This window comes from Pseudothermotoga thermarum DSM 5069 (assembly GCF_000217815.1).
Classification (GTDB): Bacteria; Thermotogota; Thermotogae; order Thermotogales; family DSM-5069; genus Pseudothermotoga; species Pseudothermotoga thermarum.
Map to the genome: position 1 here is coordinate 1,934,306 of NC_015707.1, position 18,126 is coordinate 1,952,431.

19 protein-coding genes and 1 tRNA gene are annotated in these 18,126 nt (G+C 40.1%); 18 read left to right on the top strand and 2 right to left on the bottom strand.

Features of this window, described 5'->3' with window-relative positions:
- From THETH_RS09640 to pyrE, 6 genes are all read left to right on the top strand, one after another.
- Entirely contained in the window at positions 1 to 1,059 is a 1,059-nt protein-coding gene (locus tag THETH_RS09640; RefSeq protein WP_013933156.1) for an ABC transporter permease subunit, read from the top strand.
- A 174-nt stretch (positions 1,060 to 1,233) separates the two neighbouring features.
- Entirely contained in the window at positions 1,234 to 2,367 is a 1,134-nt protein-coding gene (locus tag THETH_RS09645; protein ID WP_013933157.1) for a dihydroorotase, read from the top strand.
- The gene (locus THETH_RS09650) at positions 2,333 to 2,995 is read left to right on the top strand and encodes an iron-sulfur cluster-binding protein (RefSeq protein WP_013933158.1); all 663 of its coding nucleotides are present in this window, start codon (positions 2,333 to 2,335) and stop codon (positions 2,993 to 2,995) included. The genes THETH_RS09645 and THETH_RS09650 overlap by 35 nt, the downstream gene beginning before the upstream one ends.
- Complete coding sequence (locus tag THETH_RS09655) at positions 2,986 to 3,813, top strand: geranylgeranylglyceryl/heptaprenylglyceryl phosphate synthase (RefSeq protein WP_013933159.1); 828 nt, start codon at positions 2,986 to 2,988, stop codon at positions 3,811 to 3,813. The genes THETH_RS09650 and THETH_RS09655 overlap by 10 nt, the downstream gene beginning before the upstream one ends.
- The gene (gene pyrF, locus THETH_RS09660) at positions 3,810 to 4,418 is read left to right on the top strand and encodes an orotidine-5'-phosphate decarboxylase (protein ID WP_013933160.1); all 609 of its coding nucleotides are present in this window, start codon (positions 3,810 to 3,812) and stop codon (positions 4,416 to 4,418) included. Before THETH_RS09655 ends, pyrF begins: the two co-directional genes overlap by 4 nt.
- On the top strand, positions 4,411 to 4,965 hold the full coding sequence (gene pyrE, locus THETH_RS09665) for an orotate phosphoribosyltransferase (protein ID WP_013933161.1): 555 nt from the start codon (positions 4,411 to 4,413) through the stop codon (positions 4,963 to 4,965). Before pyrF ends, pyrE begins: the two co-directional genes overlap by 8 nt.
- Here the strand turns inward: pyrE and THETH_RS09670 are convergent, their stop codons facing one another.
- A complete protein-coding gene (locus THETH_RS09670; RefSeq protein ID WP_013933162.1) occupies positions 4,966 to 5,799 on the bottom strand; it encodes a VIT1/CCC1 transporter family protein in 834 nt (277 codons plus the stop codon). It lies immediately after the preceding gene.
- A gap of 51 nt (positions 5,800 to 5,850) precedes the next feature.
- Between THETH_RS09670 and udk the strand changes: the two genes are divergently transcribed.
- From udk to THETH_RS09725, 11 genes are all read left to right on the top strand, one after another.
- On the top strand, positions 5,851 to 6,468 hold the full coding sequence (gene udk / locus THETH_RS09675; protein WP_013933163.1) for a uridine kinase: 618 nt from the start codon (positions 5,851 to 5,853) through the stop codon (positions 6,466 to 6,468).
- Positions 6,465 to 8,903: a TolB-like translocation protein gene (locus THETH_RS09680; protein ID WP_013933164.1), complete on the top strand. Its 2,439-nt coding sequence runs from the start codon at positions 6,465 to 6,467 to the stop codon at positions 8,901 to 8,903. The genes udk and THETH_RS09680 overlap by 4 nt, the downstream gene beginning before the upstream one ends.
- A 23-nt stretch (positions 8,904 to 8,926) precedes the next feature.
- Positions 8,927 to 10,387 carry a glycogen synthase gene (locus THETH_RS09685; protein WP_013933165.1) on the top strand — a complete coding sequence of 487 codons (1,461 nt, stop codon included), beginning with the start codon at positions 8,927 to 8,929 and terminating at the stop codon, positions 10,385 to 10,387.
- Between the two features lie 15 nt (positions 10,388 to 10,402).
- Positions 10,403 to 11,404 carry a galactose-1-phosphate uridylyltransferase gene (galT, locus tag THETH_RS09690; protein WP_013933166.1) on the top strand — a complete coding sequence of 334 codons (1,002 nt, stop codon included), beginning with the start codon at positions 10,403 to 10,405 and terminating at the stop codon, positions 11,402 to 11,404.
- Positions 11,405 to 11,477: 73 nt separating this feature from the next.
- Positions 11,478 to 11,753 (top strand): stage V sporulation protein S, encoded by a 276-nt coding sequence (locus tag THETH_RS09695; protein ID WP_013933167.1) that lies wholly within the window; start codon positions 11,478 to 11,480, stop codon positions 11,751 to 11,753.
- 4 nt (positions 11,754 to 11,757) lie between these two features.
- Positions 11,758 to 12,015 carry a hypothetical protein gene (locus THETH_RS09700; protein WP_013933168.1) on the top strand — a complete coding sequence of 86 codons (258 nt, stop codon included), beginning with the start codon at positions 11,758 to 11,760 and terminating at the stop codon, positions 12,013 to 12,015.
- Positions 12,016 to 12,089: 74 nt separating this feature from the next.
- A tRNA-Gly gene (locus THETH_RS09705) sits at positions 12,090 to 12,164 on the top strand.
- A 67-nt stretch (positions 12,165 to 12,231) separates the two neighbouring features.
- Positions 12,232 to 12,495 carry a 30S ribosomal protein S15 gene (rpsO, locus tag THETH_RS09710; protein ID WP_013933169.1) on the top strand — a complete coding sequence of 88 codons (264 nt, stop codon included), beginning with the start codon at positions 12,232 to 12,234 and terminating at the stop codon, positions 12,493 to 12,495.
- 73 nt (positions 12,496 to 12,568) lie between these two features.
- A complete protein-coding gene (locus tag THETH_RS09715; protein WP_013933170.1) occupies positions 12,569 to 14,713 on the top strand; it encodes a polyribonucleotide nucleotidyltransferase in 2,145 nt (714 codons plus the stop codon).
- Between the two features lie 96 nt (positions 14,714 to 14,809).
- Positions 14,810 to 16,024 (top strand): M16 family metallopeptidase, encoded by a 1,215-nt coding sequence (locus THETH_RS09720; RefSeq protein ID WP_013933171.1) that lies wholly within the window; start codon positions 14,810 to 14,812, stop codon positions 16,022 to 16,024.
- Positions 16,025 to 16,046: 22 nt separating this feature from the next.
- Complete coding sequence (locus THETH_RS09725; RefSeq protein WP_013933172.1) at positions 16,047 to 17,102, top strand: HD-GYP domain-containing protein; 1,056 nt, start codon at positions 16,047 to 16,049, stop codon at positions 17,100 to 17,102.
- 3 nt (positions 17,103 to 17,105) lie between these two features.
- Here THETH_RS09725 and THETH_RS09730 read toward each other — a convergent pair whose 3' ends face one another.
- Positions 17,106 to 17,585 (bottom strand): ferritin family protein, encoded by a 480-nt coding sequence (locus THETH_RS09730; RefSeq protein ID WP_013933173.1) that lies wholly within the window; start codon positions 17,583 to 17,585, stop codon positions 17,106 to 17,108.
- Between the two features lie 82 nt (positions 17,586 to 17,667).
- On the opposite strand from THETH_RS09730, the gene THETH_RS09735 reads away from it, so the two are divergent.
- On the top strand, positions 17,668 to 18,120 hold the full coding sequence (locus THETH_RS09735; protein ID WP_013933174.1) for a GatB/YqeY domain-containing protein: 453 nt from the start codon (positions 17,668 to 17,670) through the stop codon (positions 18,118 to 18,120).
- Positions 18,121 to 18,126: the final 6 nt, after the last annotated feature.

Genomic DNA, 18,126 nt, shown 5'->3' on the forward strand with positions numbered 1-18,126 from the left:
ATGGAAAAAGTCAAAAGAATTTTGATAAATTACTCTGTTCCAATAGCCTTTTTGGTTTTGTCAATCTCAGCCGTTGTTATTGCAAAGATTCCATGGACCTTTTTAGCCGCTGAAGTTGTAAGACGTTTGAGCAGAAATACATTCCTGGTTCTCTCGTTGATCATTCCAATTGTGGCTGGGATGGGATTGAACTTTGGAATAGTTCTTGGCGCGATGGCTGGGCAGGCGGCAATGTTCTTCGTCGTTGACAGAAAGATATCCGGAGTACCCGGAATTTTACTCTCGATGATTTTCGCAACTGGAATAGCCATAGTTTTGGGATGGTTGGCTGGCTTGGTTTTGAACAAGGCACGTGGTAGAGAGATGATAACATCGATGATCTTAGGATTTTTTGCCAACGGGGTTTACCAACTGATATTCCTCTTCTTTGCTGGGTCGTTGATCCCGTTTTCAACCAAAGCCATGCTTTTGACTGGTGGAGTGGGTTTGAGAAACACGGTGGATCTTTGGGGAACTTTGGCAGGTGCTTTGAACTCCGTGTGGGTGATCAGGATCGGTATGATTCGCATTTTCGTTGTGCCGCTTTTGATTGTTGCGGCTTTGTGTGTCTTTATAACGCTACTATTTAAAACCAAACTTGGTCAGGATATAAGAGCCGTTGGTCAAGACATTCACGTTGCCGAAGTAGCTGGAATAAACGTCAACAAGGTTAGAATAATCGCAGTCATCATGTCAACTGTTTTGGCTGCGATTGGACAAATAATATACCTGCAAGACATAGGGACGATAAACACTTACAACAGCCACGAACAAGTTGCCCTTTTCTCTATAGCAACTCTGTTGGTTGGTGGAGCTTCGACGATGAAAGCCTCCATATGGAACGCGATAATCGGTGTTTTGTTGTTCCACACGTTGTTTGTGGTTGCGCCAAGCGCCGGTAACAAACTCTTCGGTCAACCTCAGGTTGGAGAGTTCTTCAGAGAATTCCTTGCATACGCGGTTATAGCTTTTGCCTTGGCTATGCATGGTTGGAAATTGAGGCAGATGAGAAAAGCGTAATTGCTTTGAAATATTGATTTAATTTTGGTCGTGGTATTATACAAAAAACGAGTTTTTGAGGTTGATCACAATGGAGTGTATAGTTTCAAGCGTTAATCGGCAAGTGAATATTCATACAACAAAAGGGGCTTTTGGCAACGAAAGCCCCTTTATTTTTCGCCTGGAGGAATGAAGATGAGATATTACAACCCTTTTAAAGGCGCTTTTGAGGATCTTCAAATACAATTGCCAATTAAAGCAAAGGCAGATAATTTAATCGCAACCATACCGTTTTTTGACATGCACACCCATGTTAGGCTGAACGGACAGGAGGATTATCAATCTTTGGAAAAAGCAGCTATCGCTGGTGGTTACTCCGCCGTCTTGATTCAACCAAATACAAAGCCAGAACTTGCCACAAGCCAGGTTTTTGAGCAACATTTGAACTTAGCGAAGGATAAACTCATCGACTTTTTCTGGAGTTGCTCGTTGTTTGGAGAATTGGAACCCGATTCAACTAAAATTTTGTGTTACTCAAACGATGGAATACACTATGATACCTTGAAAATCGTTGAGGCTTTCAAGAGGAAAAAACCCCATCTTTTGCTTGATCACAGCCAGCTGCACGAACTTGACGGTGCTTTCTACGAAGGCACGAATGTTTTGTGTAAAAAACGTCCCATCAATTCAGAGGCTGTTTCGATCTTTCGTAACGTTTTGCTTGGCGTTGAATATGGATTTTCAAAATTTCACATTCAACACGTCAGCACGAAGATGTCTATTGAAACTATCTGTTTTCTTCGAAGATTTGCTCAAGTTAGTTGTGAAGTGACGCCGCATCATTTGTTTTTCACCATGGAAGATGTGAAGAACACAAATTTCAAAATAAATCCGCCGCTTGCAACAAAGAGTGATAGAGAAACTTTGCTGAAAGCCGTTAAGGATGGAATTATAGATGTTCTGGCCACGGATCATGCACCCCATCCAGATAAACCACAAGATTTTGAATTGGCACCTTTTGGAAGCAGTGGTATAGAAATTGCCTTCAGCGCTTTTTACACTATATTGGAAGATTTAAAATTGGTTTTCGACAAACTGATCGTTGCTCCAAGAAAGTTGCTTAAAGTTCCTCTACCGAATGGCTTTGAAGACTTAGTTGTCGTCGATCCAGATGCAAGCTTTACGGTGGACTGTAAAAAATTCTTTAGCAAGGGAAAAAATTGCGTTTTCGATGGAATCAAGTTAAAAGGAAAAGTTGTTGGAATGAAACTCAAAGGAAGGTGGGTGTACTGGGATGGAGAATTTCTCTTTAACAAAGAAGGAAGTTGAGAAGATAAGCGGTAACACTTACTTGATTAGATTCAACGAGTGGATCGACTTTGAACCAATGCAGTTTGTAATGGTGGAAACACCCAATTCCGTAGTTCGAAAACCTTTTGGACTGGGATCTTGGCAAGGTGATTTGGCTTTGTGCGTTGAAATTTTGGGCGAAGGAACTAAATATATAGTTCATGAAGCGGTCAAATTGAATGTTCACGGGCCTTGTGGTAATGATTTTGTTCCTCCTAACAAAAATGGTTTGATCATAGCGGCAGCTTCGTGCTTGGCTATGGCACACGAGGCTTTTAAAAGATGGGATGTAGAGGTTTTAATGTGCAGCAGAGAAGAATTTGAAATGGATGTAAGACCTTTCAGAAAAATCGTCGGCGATGAAAGTTTTCTTAAAACACTTAGAGAATTAAAAGGTTACGATTGGTATCTGACGCTTGGATCTCCGCAGATGTGCAGGATTGCTTACGGTATTTTGAAAACAAAAGGAGAAGTCTTCACGACGATGGATTCCTACATGGCTTGTGGAATAGGTGCTTGTAGAGGCTGTGCAATTGAAACTAAGGAAGGTTTAAAACACGTTTGCATCGATGGACCAATTTTCAGAGGTGATGTCGTATGGATTTGAAAGTTCCATTGGTCATAGCTTCTGGTGTCGGGGGCATGGGTGAATATCTCAAGTTGGTGGATCCTTCCTGTATAGGTGCTTACACTTTGAAAACCATAACTTTGAAATCAAAGGTTGGAAATCCTCCTTGTAGGTTGATAGCAACAAAAGATTATTTAATCAACAGCATAGGACTTGAAAATCCCGGGGTGGACGAATTTCTCAGAAGGCTCAAAGATGGTGAATACAACTGGATATTTGAGAAAGTAAAGGTTATCTTGAGCCTCGGCGGGGACAATTTGGATGAATATCGATTGGTAGCAGAAAAGGTTAAAGACGTGGAGGAAAAATTTGTCGCTATAGAATTCAACTTTTCTTGTCCAAATGTGGAAAAAGGCGGACTTGGTGTTGTCACCGATTTGAGTAATTTGGAAAGACTTTTAGGCATTCTTAGAAAAACTTTGAAGAGTTTTTTGATAGCCAAAGTGGGCATAGAAGGTATTTTCGTCGAATATTTTGCCAAAATGCTTGAAAACAACGGTTGGAATGGTATAAGCTTGATCAACACGATAAGGGCTTTAAAGTTCGTGGATGGGAAGATCTTCAAGGGAGGACTTTCCGGACCTGTTTTAAAACCAATTGCCCTTAGGGCAGTTTACGAGGTTAGAAGGGTTACTTCAAATTTGTTCGTCATCGGGGGAGGAGGCATAAGTAATGAGGAAGACGCAAAGGAATTTTTGATGGCCGGTGCCGATGCTGTGAGTGTTGGTACTATAATTTACAAAAATCCAAAGATTGTTGAAAGGATAGCGGAAAGCTTAAGGAGGGGTAGACTGTGAAGCCTGTTTTGAGTTTGGATATGGAGAATCCTTTGGAATTCATCGATAAGTACGGATCTTTCCAACACGTCAAGATTGGGCACAGTGTGGCGATTTATGGAAAATCGGTGCTAGAGGAGTTTCAGAAGAGAAATTTAAAGGTGATAGTTGATTTGAAATTCGTCGATATCCCATCCACCGTGGCAAGGTCTATAAAGGCTTGGGACCACGAGTGCGTTGAAGGTTTTACAGTTCACAGTGCCTGTGGCATCGACAGCATAAGGGCTGCCCTTGAAAGCACCGACAAGTTAATCTTTGTTGTGTTAAAACTCACATCTCTGACAGGCGATCTTGCTGAATACTTGGATTTGATAAAATCTCTGAGAATCCTTGGTTGCTCGTTCGTTCTTCCTGGAAAATGGGCTGTACAACTTAGAAAGCAGATCCCGGGAAAGATACTGGTTCCAGGTGTACGAATAAAAAGGGGAGCTGACGATCAAAAAGATGTTGTTCATCTGTCGGAAATCATGAACGTCGCAGATTACGCTGTGCTTGGAAGGGAAATATACAAAAGCCCCGATCCGGCAAAGGCTATGGATGAGGTGAGGAGGATGCTCAATGCGTGAACTTCTTCTCAAAACGGGTGCTTTGCTTGAAGGACATTTCTTGTTATCGTCTGGGAAGCATTCATCGAATTACATTCAATGCGCAAAAATATTTGAGTATCCTAAGTATGGCGACATGGTTGGAGAAATGATCGCTCGAAAGATATCCGTTCATTCACCACAAGTTGTCATAGGACCAGCACTTGGCGGAATTATTCTTGCTTACACAGTGGCTCGAGCAATTGGCGCTCGTGCGCTTTTTGCCGAAAGGGAAGATGGAGTGATGAAGCTGAGAAGAAACTTTGAGATACAAGAAGGTGAAAAGGTTGCAATAGTAGAAGATGTCACCACAACCGGTGGTTCGGTAATGGAAGTGAAAAACTTGGTGGAAAGCTATGGTGGTGTTGTTTGCTGCATAGCAAGTATAGTCGATAGATCGGTTGAACCATTGCCGTTTGACGTACCTTTTTATTCCTTGATTAAGCTTGTATTTCCAATCTATGAGCCAGGAGAGTGTCCGTTGTGTAAACAGGGAATACCGCTTGTAAAACCAGGAAGCAGAAAATGATCAAATGTCTATCTTTAAAAATATCCTGATGAGAAAACCTATTGAAAATGAAACTGCGGCTACTCCTATACTTATTGAAAGCATCTCGAAAAAATGAATCTTGAAATTCAAATCCTTTACAATCGAGACAAAGTAAGTAAAAATGAAAATCACGAAAACAGCGTTCAACATGGTTACAGAAAGCGCGACCAAAGGCAATTCAAAGACAAGGTAAGGAAAGGTTAAAAACAAAACGGTCAAAATATAGGCTGTTCCGGTGTAAAATGCCGACTTGATAGGGTTTTTCTCTCCCTTTTCCGATTTTTTGGAAAGATAATCTGAAGCAGCCATGGATAAAGCTGCGGCAAAACCTGTTATGAGTCCCGATAGTGCCACAACTTTTGTTTTTTGTAAGGCCAAGGTTAAACCTGCCAATGCCCCAGTCAGTTCAACTAAAGCGTCGCTCAATCCAAGAACCATGGAACCGATGTAGTTCAGCTTTTCCTCGTTTATAAGATCGAGCAACATTTTCTCATGTTTCTCTTCGTCTTGAACGAAAAGTTTAACAAGTTCGTTTGAGTTGCAATTTAAATAATTTTTTTGCGCTTTTTCTTCTTTTCTTTCCATAACTTTAAGTGCAAAGGTTAAACCAAAAATTTTTGCAAGCAAAATATACCAAAGTACGGCCAATTTTTTTGGTTTAGCATCAACGCCGGTGATCTTTTTTAAAGCTTCATAATGTCTTAATTCATCTCGAGCTATTTTCTCCAAGATTTCCCTGTTTTGCCTACTGATTTTTGAAAGCTTTGAATAAACTAAATATTCTGTGATTTCGTTTTGCTGAAATTCTTTCATATTCTTGCCCTCCTTTCAAACAATTATAATAAAATCTCGGTGGTGATTTCTTTGTTGATCATAGGCATAGGTGGAGGTACAGGTTCTGGGAAAACGACGGTGGCGAAAAAGATCATCGAGAAGGTTGGAGAAGAAAGATGCGGATTGATACCCATGGATAACTACTACAGGGATATGAGCCATTTGCCTTTGGAAGAAAGAAGAAAGGTGAACTACGATCATCCAGATGTGATTGAACATGAGCTTTTGAAGGAACATCTTCTACAACTTCTTGAGGGAAAAACCATCTTTCTTCCGTGCTATGATTTTGTAAACTACGTAAGATTGCCGAAGACCATAGTTTTCACCGCCAAGGATGTTGTCATAGTCGAGGGAATTTTTGCATTGTATTATGAAGATATCAGAAGTTTGTACGCTTTGTCTATCTACGTCGATGCCGAGGATGATATACGGTTCATAAGACGTTTAAGAAGGGATATCAAAGAAAGAGGTAGAACCGTGGATTCGGTGATAGAGCAATACCTTCAAACCGTAAAACCAATGCATGATGCTTACGTCGAGCCAACGAAAAGAAAAGCAGATATAATCGTTCCAAAAGGAGGATACAACGAAAAAGCAATTGAGGTCATAGTTAACTACATTTTTAAAAGGTTGGAGAGTAAAGAATGAAAGGAAAACCGATTGTAGTAATAATATTTTTCGTCCTTTTCACCTGCCTGGTTTTTGGCAATTACAAATTGGTGCGTACCAAATATTTTGACATAGTTTTTTCCGAAGGACTTGATTCCAAAGCTTTTGTTCTGTCGAAAAAAGCCGATGAAGTGTACGAAAAGTTGGCAAATGAATTGAATTGTACTTTGAAAACGCGTCCAAAAGTTTATCTTGTCGGTGGTAATGATTTTGCAAATGGTTATGCCAATCCTTTGACCAACACGATCGTTATATACGTAAACGACGTTGATCCCTTGGTGATAACACCGAACTACGAAGACTGGGTAGTATTTTGCTTTGTTCATGAACTTACTCATCTTTTTTTGATGAACAAACTTTCCACTTACATTGAGCCACTTTCAATTTTCGGTCAAACTGTTTGCGTAGCGTTGCAAAGTGTTTTAACACCTATGTACCTTCACGAAGGTCTTGCGACTTATTTTGAAACTTATCTAACAGGTTTTGGACGAGGGAATGATCCTCTTTTTAAAACTTACATAGAGAAAGCAAAGGAAACGGATGTTGGTCTAAGGTATGCATCAAGCTTAACAACTTCTAGATGGCTTGCCGGCGGCGCAAGTTATGTTCAAGGTTATTCACTCTTGAAGAAAATCGAGGAAGATTATTCACATCAAAAAGTCGTAGAGTTGGTCGAAAGATTTTCGGAAAATCCGCTAAGACCTTTTGGAATAACTTTGAAAGAGACGGTTGGAAAAGAATTTCTTGGTAGTTGGTTGGAAAAGGATAAAAGAGTAGGTAAAAACCAAGATTTTTCGAAGTTATTTCTTTGGCCAAGCAAGGTAGATTTGAACGCTTGGAGGATTTACTACGTTGCACAAAAATACTCTTCACAAGAAGCGTTGTATTATTGCGATGCGCTTAGCAAAGAAGAATTCAAAGTTTTAGATCTTCAAAACTGCGTGAGTTTTTCTGTAAGCAAATCTGGCAAAGTTGCCGTTGCTAGATACGTTTCAGCTGGTAATTCTGTAGTTTCACAGCTTTACGTACACTCTGGTACAACCTTTAAGCTTCCTGTACAAAATATCGTTGACCTTGATTGGATAAACGACCACAAATTGGTCTTGATAAGGCAGCAGAACGGATCTAGATTCATCGATGTTTACGATCTTCTTCAAAGAAAAATCACACGAATTTTTGGACCGTATGAAAACTTAATTCCTTTGCAGATAACTGCTGATGAACGACGAATAATTTTCACTGGTAAAGTGGAAACGAATATAGGTTTGTTCATGTTGAATTCAGATGGAAAACTTTACAAGTTAGATTGCGATGGAAATGCAAAACTATCCCCGAAATTGGTTGAAGACAAGCTTTATTTTTGTGCGGAGAACTTCGACAAGATTCAAGTTTTCATGCTTGATTTAAACGACATGACGTTGTGGAATCTTGGTGGGCAAGATTTCGTCAGTGCGGTGGTTTACGAGAACGAGGTATTTGGTGTTCAAATTGTGCCTGGTGGTTATCGATTTGCCAGCCAACCGGTTGAACCATCGTTCGTTAGAAATTTAAGATGGATAGAGTTTGATCAGCTTTTTCCACAGGAAAGCTTTGTCCTTGACGCAGAAAAGTATTTCGATTTGCTGAAGTACAGATTTTGGTTTCCTGTTGGATATTTTGATGAAACTGGTTGGTTTCTTGGAACTTTGATTGGATTTTGGAACGATGCGGTTGATGAGACGTTGTTTTTGCAAGTCGGATGGAGTGACTTTGGTCCTTCCTTTAAGGTTGATGTAACTTTTGACAAGGCAGCTGATCTTTACTTTAGCTATGCTTTTTCACCAAAAGATCAAACTTTAAATGGTCAGTTTGCTGTACCACTTTATTTGAACAGAGGGTTGAAGAACGAAGTTGTTTTAACAAAGTTTGGTGTAACTTTGAAAGCTGAACAAGGTTTTGAACCACTATTGAGTTGCAAGTATTCCATTGGAACTGTAGGAGGTAAAATTCACGGTTTAAGTGTGCCAGAGATTGAATTATGGTTAAATCTCATGCCAAAACCGAACGTTGGTTTTTCAAGATCCTTCCTGCTTGTTAATAGTTTGGTAATGTTTGCAGTAAACACAGATTTTGAGACACTTAAATACGTTTGGAATCTAACCTTGCCGCGTTTGAGGTTTAACCTTGGTTCAAAAGATGGTTTTTGGAACATGGATGGAATGAACCTTTCTTTTGGTTGCATAACCGAGATAAACAGACTTTACGAGTTTGGATTCGATGGTTATGTAAAAACAACTTTTTATTTTGATTTTCTCTATCAAATACCTATGCCAGTTTTCATAATGGTGGGAGTTAAAGATAACAAACCTTATTTTAGAATTGGCATAGAAAACATTTTAAATGCATTGAGAGTGCGAAAAAAGGCTATGCTATAATGATTGTAAAGGAGGTGAAGTACATGAGAATCGCCATGGCGGCATTCGAAGTTTATCCATTTGCAAAAGTTGGAGGACTTGCCGATGTACTTGGCTCACTTCCAAAAGTTATAGAAAAGCAAGGAGAAAAGGTTTCCATATTCATGCCACTTCACAAACTTGTTAGAAAAAATTGTGAAAAGCTTGGAATAACCTTGGAATCGTTGGTGAAGTCTATTCCCATACCGTACCTTCAAACTCAGCAAAAATTCGATGTTTATCATTCAAAATTACCAGGATCAAATGTTCCAGTTTACTTCATAGCCAACGATTATTACTTCTCAGCCGAGAATGTTTATGAAGCACCTGATATTGCCGAACAATCGATATTCTTCTGTGCATCGGTGTTGGAAGCAATGAAAAATCTTGGAATGCAATTTGACATTATACACGCTCATGATTGGCAAACAGCTTTAATACCAGTTTATTTGAAAGCGCTTTACAGAACAGATCCTTTCTTCTCCAAAACTGCTTCTGTTTTCACGATCCACAATTTGGGTTACCAAGGTATATTCGATCCTTTGTACATGAAGTTTGCTGGATTGCCAAATTACTTGTTCAGTATAGACGGTTTGGAATTTTATGGAAAGCTGAACTTCATGAAGGGTGGCATTCTGTTCAGCGATGTTATCACGACTGTCAGTCCAACTTATGCGCAGGAAATACAAACCGAAGAATTCGGAGAAAAACTCGACGGTGTTCTCAGATTGAGAGCAGACGATCTTTACGGCATCTTAAACGGTATCGATTATCTTGAATACGATCCTGCAACGGATAAGAGGATTTATGTCAACTACGATTTGAACAATGTGGAAAAGAAAAAGTTGAACAAATTGGAGCTTCAAAAGGCTTTGAACCTAGAGGCTGATGAGAATAAGCCGATGATAGGAATGATAAACCGTTTGGTCGATCAAAAAGGACTTGATCTTGTGGAGAAAGCCATTGACTTTATCATGCTTTTCGATGTTCAATTTGTCGTCCTTGGAACAGGTGAAAAGAAGTACGAAGAAATGTTCCAACAAATTCAAGAAAAATACCCAACAAGAGTTTCAGTGAATCTGAAGTTTGACGTTGACCTTGCACAAAAAATTTACGCTGCAAGTGACATCTTTTTGATGCCATCGAGGTACGAACCTTGCGGGTTAGGTCAGATGTACAGTCTAAGGTATGGCACCATACCCGTTGTCAGATACACTGGAGGTTTGGCCGATACCGTCAAGGAGTACAATCCAAAGACGAAAGAAGGCAACGGTTTTGGCTTTACAGAGTACGATCCGGCACATTTGCTGTACGCAGTTGCAAAAGCTGTTCATGTTTACAAAAACGAAAAAGAACATTGGAACAGACTGATTAAGAATGCCATGCAGACAGATGTTTCTTGGGAAAGGTCAGCCAAGCAATACATAAGTGTTTATCAAGAAGCTTTGAAAAAGAAAAGATTCTAAGGAGGAAGTAAAGAAATGCCAGAACTCAGGAAAGATCCTGTGATAAAACGATGGGTAATAATAGCCACCGAAAGGGCAAAACGTCCCCACGATTTTGTCAGGCCGAAAGTTGAGGAAAAATCAACATTCTGTCCTTTTGACTACGGTAACGAACACACAACTCCACCCGAGGTTCTTGCTTTCAGACCCGCAGACAGCTCGCCGAACACACCCGGTTGGTGGGTAAGGGTCGTGCCAAACAAATTTGGTGCCGTCGATCCAACGCTTGAACCAAGAAGATATGGGGTTGGAATGTTCGATGCCATGGAAGGTTTCGGGTTTCACGAAGTGATAATCGAAACTCCGGATCACAACACCCACTTGGCTTTGATGGATTACAAACAAGTAGAAGAAGTCGTGTGGGCTTATTGGCACAGGTACACCGCTTTGGCAAATAACACGTTGATAAAATACATCCTCATTTTCAAAAACCATGGTAGGGATGCTGGAGCATCACTTCAACATCCTCACAGCCAATTGATAGCACTTCCCATTGTTCCAAAAAGGGTACAGGAGGAATTGGATGGATCTTTGGATTACTACAATTACAAGGAGCGATGTGTTTTTTGCGATATAATCAGGGAAGAAACTTATCGTAAAGAAAGAGTTGTGGAAGAAAACGAAGACTTTATCGCAATAGAACCTTTTGCCGCGCGTTTTCCATGTGAAACATGGATACTCCCAAAAAGGCATGCGAATTCTTTCGGATCAATCGTCGAAAAAGAAGTGAAAAGTTTTGCTAAAATATTGAAAAATACCCTTTACAGAATGTGGAAAGCGTTGGACAATCCTCCGTACAATTTCATGTTGCACACAGCTCCAACAACAGGTGAAGGAAAGGAATATTATCATTGGCATCTTGAAATTGTTCCGAGGTTGACAAACGTGGCAGGTTTTGAATGGGGATCTGGTTTTTACATAAATCCGATGCCTCCAGAAGAGGCTGCAAAATATCTTCGCAGTGTTGAAATTCAGTGAATTTGTAGTAAAATGAAAAATACCATGTCAATAAAAGTTCAAAATTCACACAATCTTAAGGAGGATTGGTAGAATGGAGACTTTGAAGGTCAGTTCAAACTCAAATCCTAACAAGGTAGCAGGAGCCATCGCGGGTGCTTTGTCAAAAGCCGACAGAGTTGAAATTCAAGCGATTGGTGCTGGAGCTGTCAACCAAGCTGTCAAGGCGATAGCTGTGGCAAGAAGATTTTTAAACGAAAGCGGCAAGGATGTGTACATGATACCAGGATTTATGGAGGCAACAATCGATAACGAAAAGAGAACAGGAATTTCTTTCAAAGTTTTTGTCACAACAAAACAAATGCAGTGAGGAAATGCTTGATGCTTTTGCGGAAATTGTCAAGGCTTGCTTGGAAGATGAGAGAATTCTAAGTATCGTCCAACAAATTTGCAAATTGAGTCAAGAAGAAAGAGAGCAATTTTTGACGAAGGTCAAAAGATATTTTTTTGACAAGAACGACGAGTCAAGCGTTGAGGCTTACAAATTTTATTTGATTATTCTTGAAGATGAAAACGCCGAAAAAATATTGAAATTGGTTGAGGAAGGCGGAAGATCGATTAATAAGATTTGAAAAACAAAAATTTCAATGCTGGATTTGAAAAAGCACAAAGTAGGTGTTATAATATACTTGTGAAATCCTGCCGAGCGGGCGTAGCTCAGCGGTAGAGCATCAGCTTCCCAAGCTGAGGGTCGCGGGTTCGACCCCCGTCGCCCGCTCCAGACCACAACTCGGATGACGGTGAAAACCTCATCTGGGTTGTTGGAATCTTTTGTGGAGGTGTGAAAGGTGACGCAGGAAGAAAAAAGAGCCATCATTGAACAGTTCAGGATCAACGAAAAGGACACAGGTTCGGTAGAGGTGCAAATAGCACTGTTGACAGCAAGGATTAGACATTTAACTGAGCATTTGAAGAAGCATCCAAAAGACTTCCATTCGAGAAGAGGACTAATGAAAATGGTTGGACGAAGAAGGAAGATGCTAAGGTATTTGCGCGAGAAGAACATTGAATCCTACAGAGAGTTAATTCAAAAGCTAAACCTAAGAAAATAATGAAAAACATGGCGGGCGGGTTACATCGCCCGCTTTTAATTCCAAACCGCGGAACATGACAGAGGTGGTCGACTTGAAATGTTGGAGTCGTGAGATGATTGGAAGAACTTTTTACGTTGAATATGGTAGAATGGCGAAACAAGCAAGTGGGTCTGCACTTGTTAGAATTGGCGATACAACCGTTTTGGCAACTGTTGCAATGTCTGACGAAGAGACGGAAGGCATAGACTTTGTTCCGTTAACCGTTGAATTTCAGGAAAGATATTATGCTGCCGGAAAAATCCCGGGAGGGTTCGTAAAAAGAGAAGGTAAGCCAAGCGATGCTGGCATACTTTCCGCAAGAACCATCGACAGGCCAATTAGACCGCTTTTTCCAAAGAATTTGAGAAACGAGGTTCAACTGATCGTCACTGTGCTTTCAGTTGATGGTGTTAATCCACCAGATGTTGCAGGGGTTATGGCAGCCTCATTGGCTTTGAACTTTTCCGAGGTGCCCTTCAACGGCATTGTCGGTGCGGTGAGAGTTGGATACATCGATGGAAAAGTTGTTTTCTTCCCAACTGAAGAAGAACTTGAAAAAAGTTTAGCTGATATCGTTGTTGCAGGTACTGAAGATGCAATAACGATGGTCGAGGGTGAGGCAAAGGAAGTCACTGAAAGTCAAATGGTTGAAATACTCTTCAGAGCGCATGATGCAATAAAGGAGATTGTAAAATTCCAAAAGGATATCTTGTCTGAATTCAACGTTGTCAAAAGGCAGATACCAGAGAAAACTCTTCCAGAAGATGTCCTAGCGGATTTTGAAGCGTGTATAGACAGCGCAGAGCTTAGAAACAGGCTTTTGACGCAAGGAAAAAAAGCCCGTGCAAAAGCCTTAGACGAGTACTTTGAATCAATAAAGAACAAACTAGTTGAAAAATATGGTCAAGAAAGAATTGAAGAACTCCTTTTGCTTTTGAAAGATCTTTATGAGGAAAAATTGAAACATCGTGCAAGAAGGTTGATCGTTGAAGAAAATATACGCTTGGATTTGAGATCGCCAAAGGATATAAGACCAATTACCTGTGAAATAGGTGTAATTCCAAGGGTTCATGGATCGGCTTTGTTCACGCGTGGCGAAACGCAAAGTCTTGGTATAGTTACCCTTGGTGCACCGATGGATGAGCAAATCATTGACACACTTTTTGAAGAGGGCACAAAGAGGTTCATGTTGCATTACAACTTTCCACCGTTTTCAACTGGTGAGGTCAAACCACTTAGAGGACCAAGCCGAAGAGAAATAGGTCATGGATATCTCGCTGAAAGAGCTTTGAAGTTTGTCATACCAAAAGAGGACGAATTTCCATACACAATCAGGGTTGTTTCTGAAATACTGGAATCAAACGGTTCCTCATCAATGGCAACAGTTTGTTCAGGATCTTTGGCGCTTATGGACGCAGGTGTTCCAATAGCTAAGCACGTTGCTGGTGTTGCGATGGGCTTAATTTTGGAACCGGATGCGCAAATTGTTTTGACTGATATCCTTGGTGCAGAAGATCACTGGGGCGATATGGATTTCAAAGTTGCAGGTACAAGGGATGGAATAACGGCATTTCAAATGGATTGCAAAGTTTCTGGTGTTTCAAGAGAACTGTTGCAAAGAGCACTTGACCAAGCAAAAGAAGCTCGATTGTACATTTTGGAAAAGATGTACCAAACGATTGACAAACCGCGCTCGTACCTTTCCAAATACGCTCCAGTGATAAAAGTAACAAACGTTGACCCATTGAGAGTGGCAGACATAATTGGACCTGGTGGGAAGGTTATAAAATCCATCATCAGAGACTATGACGTCAAAATTTCCATCGATGATGAAACAGGACGGGTAAGCGTCATCGGAAACGATCCTGAAAAGGTCGATTCGGCGATCAAGCAGATCAACACGATTGCGAAAGAGATAAACGTGGGTGATGTTTTCGAAGGAAGAGTTACCCGAGTAGAACCCTATGGGTTGTTCATCGAAATACTTTCTGGAAAGATCGGATTGCTCCATCAAAGCAAACTTGTGCGCAACATAAAGAACTTCAAAGTAGGAGACCACGTGATGGTCAAAGTAGTCAACATTGACAACCTTGGAAGGTTACAATTTGAGGAAATCGCACCTGAGTCTGAGCAGAAACAAGTCAGTGCGCGTAAACATACCAAACCATTGAATGATGAAGATCAATACCAAGATTAAATTTAAAAAAACCATTGAAATGGCAAACCAGCCAACCTCAGGCTGGTTTGTTTTTGTTGTATTCAAAGTAGACGTTTTCGAGGAGGGATCGAAGCAGTGAATTGTGAAATAGTTCAAGTTGGCCCTCACATTGTTTATCTCATTCCTTTCAACAGTGTCGAGACGATTTCCGTTGCCTTTGCAGTTCCTGTAGGTTCAGCACATGAAAGCGATGAAGAAGCGGGAATTTCCCATTTTATAGAACATGTTGCCTTCAAGGGGACAAAGAACTTCAGCGAATTTGATTTGAAATATTCCGTAGAAGTTGTTGGAGGAACTTTAAATGCGTTCACCACACGTGATTTCACAGTTTATTATGCAAAGGTACCATACACAAGTTATCAGATAACTATCGACGTTTTGACAGATCTCGTTTTCAACCCTATTTTTGATGAAAAAGCTGTTGAGCTCGAGAAATCTGTCATTATAGAGGAAATAAAGTCTTACAACGAAGATCACGTTTCTAGGGTGGAAGATCTCTTCATTGAAGCGGTTCTTCAAAAGCCATATTCAAAACCTATAAGTGGATACGAAAAAACCGTTTCCAGTTTTTCTTCACAAGACTTGAAAAACTTTCATGAAAGAAATTATGGCAACCTTCGTGTTTTGGTTGTAGGCAAAATAACGAAAGATTTGAAAAAATATTTGTTAAATAAATTGCAATGTTATGATAAAATTGTAAAAGAAGAGAAACCACCGTTGCGCTTTAAAAAACCGAAGAAAGTGTTTGAGGAAAAAAATGACTTAACACAGTTGCATTTCGTTCACGGTACTGTTTTGGATTTCGGAGTTGAGGATGAAAAGTTTAGGGTGTTCAGGGTGCTTGAAACAACGCTTGGGAGCGGGATGAGTTGTCTTCTTTTCAAAAGAATAAGAGAAGATTTAGGGCTTGTTTACAGTATCGAATTGTTGAGTTCTGCTTGGCCTAATAAAACACTTTTCAGTATATACGCTTCTACAAGTAAAGAAAAGTTCCAAAAATACGTTGAAGAGATGAATAAGTTGACACGTGAAGATATAGGCAAAGACTTTTTTGAGTACGGTAAAAGAAGATTGCTTGGAAAGCTTCAAATGCTTACTGAGAGTGTAAGTTCCCTGTTCAGCTATGCTCTTGGTTACATCATGGTTGGTTTAAAACCGAAACCAATAGAGGATGTGATAAAGGAAACCTCAAGGGTAACTTACAAACAAGTTCTGGAACTTTGGAAAGAGATATGTTCAAAAGATTGGTACTGGGCTTTCGTTGTTCCAAAAGGGTATAAACCTTTCTAAATCTCGGAAAGGGGACGGTTTTTTGGATCAAAAGCAGGGTCAAACTGTTTGGAAAAAGGTTAGCTTCCTTGTGCCTGGAGATATAAGTCTTGAAACGATTAAAAGTCCAAAAGATGGGGAAACACTGGTGAAAGCGGGACAAATCTTAACGCGCGAAGACATATTAAGGCTTTTGGAAAACGATGTCAACTATCTATGGGTAATGGTTCAACCGGCAAATCCTCCAGTTGTTGAAGCAAAAAGAATAGAGAAAACAAAAGAGGAGATAAAGAATATATTCAACAAAGTCGTGGAAAGTATGAAAATCGAGACTGAAGAAGTTCGACAGCTTTCCGATCAAATTCTCAGCGATATCGAAAGAAATTATTCAGATAAGATGTCTTTGATTTTTTTTATCCAAGAAAGTGATGAAGAATACACCTATGTTCACGAAGTTCACGTTGGAATGATTTCCTCACTCATAGGGATAGAGCTGGGTATGAAACATTCTGAACTTGCCGACCTTTGTTTTTCGGCTATGATTCACGACGTTGGTAAAGTTCTTGTTCCAAAACCGGTGCTTTACGCGCAAAGAAAGCTTACGCCAGAAGAATTCGAAATCGTTAAAAAGCATGTTTTGTACGGTGAAAAACTTTGCAGGGCTTCCGGTATAACCAACGAACTTGTGATAAGCGGAGTCAGAAATCATCACGAAAAGCTCGATGGTTCTGGATATTTAGCAGGGTTAAAAGGATCAGAGATAACTTCATTTGCAAGAATAATAGCCGTTGCCGATATTTACGACGCTTTGATATCCCAACGCTCCTACAAGACCCCATGGTCCCCCTACAAAGCCATTTCAGAGTTGATAAGCATGGCGTCTACTGGAAAACTTGACGGTAAGGTTGTGAGGGCTTTTGTATCAATAGTGGGGCTTTATCCGGTGGGAACCACCGTGATTTTGAACAACGGTGTGAAAGCAACGGTTGTGGGAAATACGAGGAAGGTCATCACCCGTCCGATCGTCAGATTGGAAGATGGAACGAAAGTTGATCTTTCCGAGGAAAAATCTTTGACAATAGTTCAAGTTTTGGATTGAATTTCAAAGAACGGGGTAAAAGCCTTGTTCCCACCAAAATTGTTGAAGGAATTCTTCGTGCAAATTTTTCAACACATCTCTTTGGTGTTTTTCAAGTTCCATAAGATTCAAAAGGAATCTTTTTACAGTTTCGTTCGAAATAACATCTGCTATTTTTTGACACAAGAGAGTTAAATCGTGCTCCATCATGTAAGCTGCTTCAAGTAACGGTAAATCCGATCGAACGCTGGTTTCCGGATATAGTTTGAGCGTGGTAACGTAAGTTGGAAAATTTTCAAAAGTTGTGTTTGAAAAATCAAAAGAACTGATTTCGACAAAGTCAAACAACCTTTTGATGTGTTCATCCTCTATTTTGCTAAATTGAGTGAACAAGTCTTTCACCGTCTTTGTCAAAGCAAAATCGGCTTTTAGTTTGTAAAAATCTCGCCACTGGATTTCATGGGCAAGAAGAAGTTTTAACAATTCTTTTTCATCGCGTTTCATACCTTTCTCTCCCTTCAAGTTGTTTGGTATAGAATATATCATAAAGTTGTGGAGACTTCAAGTTTGAAAGGAGGAGTAAAGGATGAATTTGAAAGAAAAGTTATCTCAAGATTTGAAAGAGGCAATGAAAGCAAAGGATGAAGCAAAGGTACGCACCGTGAGGATGCTGCTTGCTGCTATCAAGAATTTCGAGGTTGAGAAAATGAAAAGCGCAACCGATGAGGATATTTTGCAAATCATGGCAAAGGAAATAAAAAAGAGAAAAGAATCGATAGAACTCTATCTAAAAGGTGGTCGCGAAGATTTGGCAAAAGCTGAGGAAGAGGAAATAAAAATCATCGAATCATACATGCCCCAGCAGATGAGCGAAGAAGAAATAAGAGAATTTGCTAAGAAGATTATAGAGGAACTAAAACTTTCAGGTCCCAAGGATGTTGGGACAGCTATGAAAGCAATTATGTCTCAACTGAAAGGTAAGGCAGATGGAAAGTTGGTGAACAAAATTGTGACAGAACTTCTCTCTGGTTCAAATTGAGGGGTG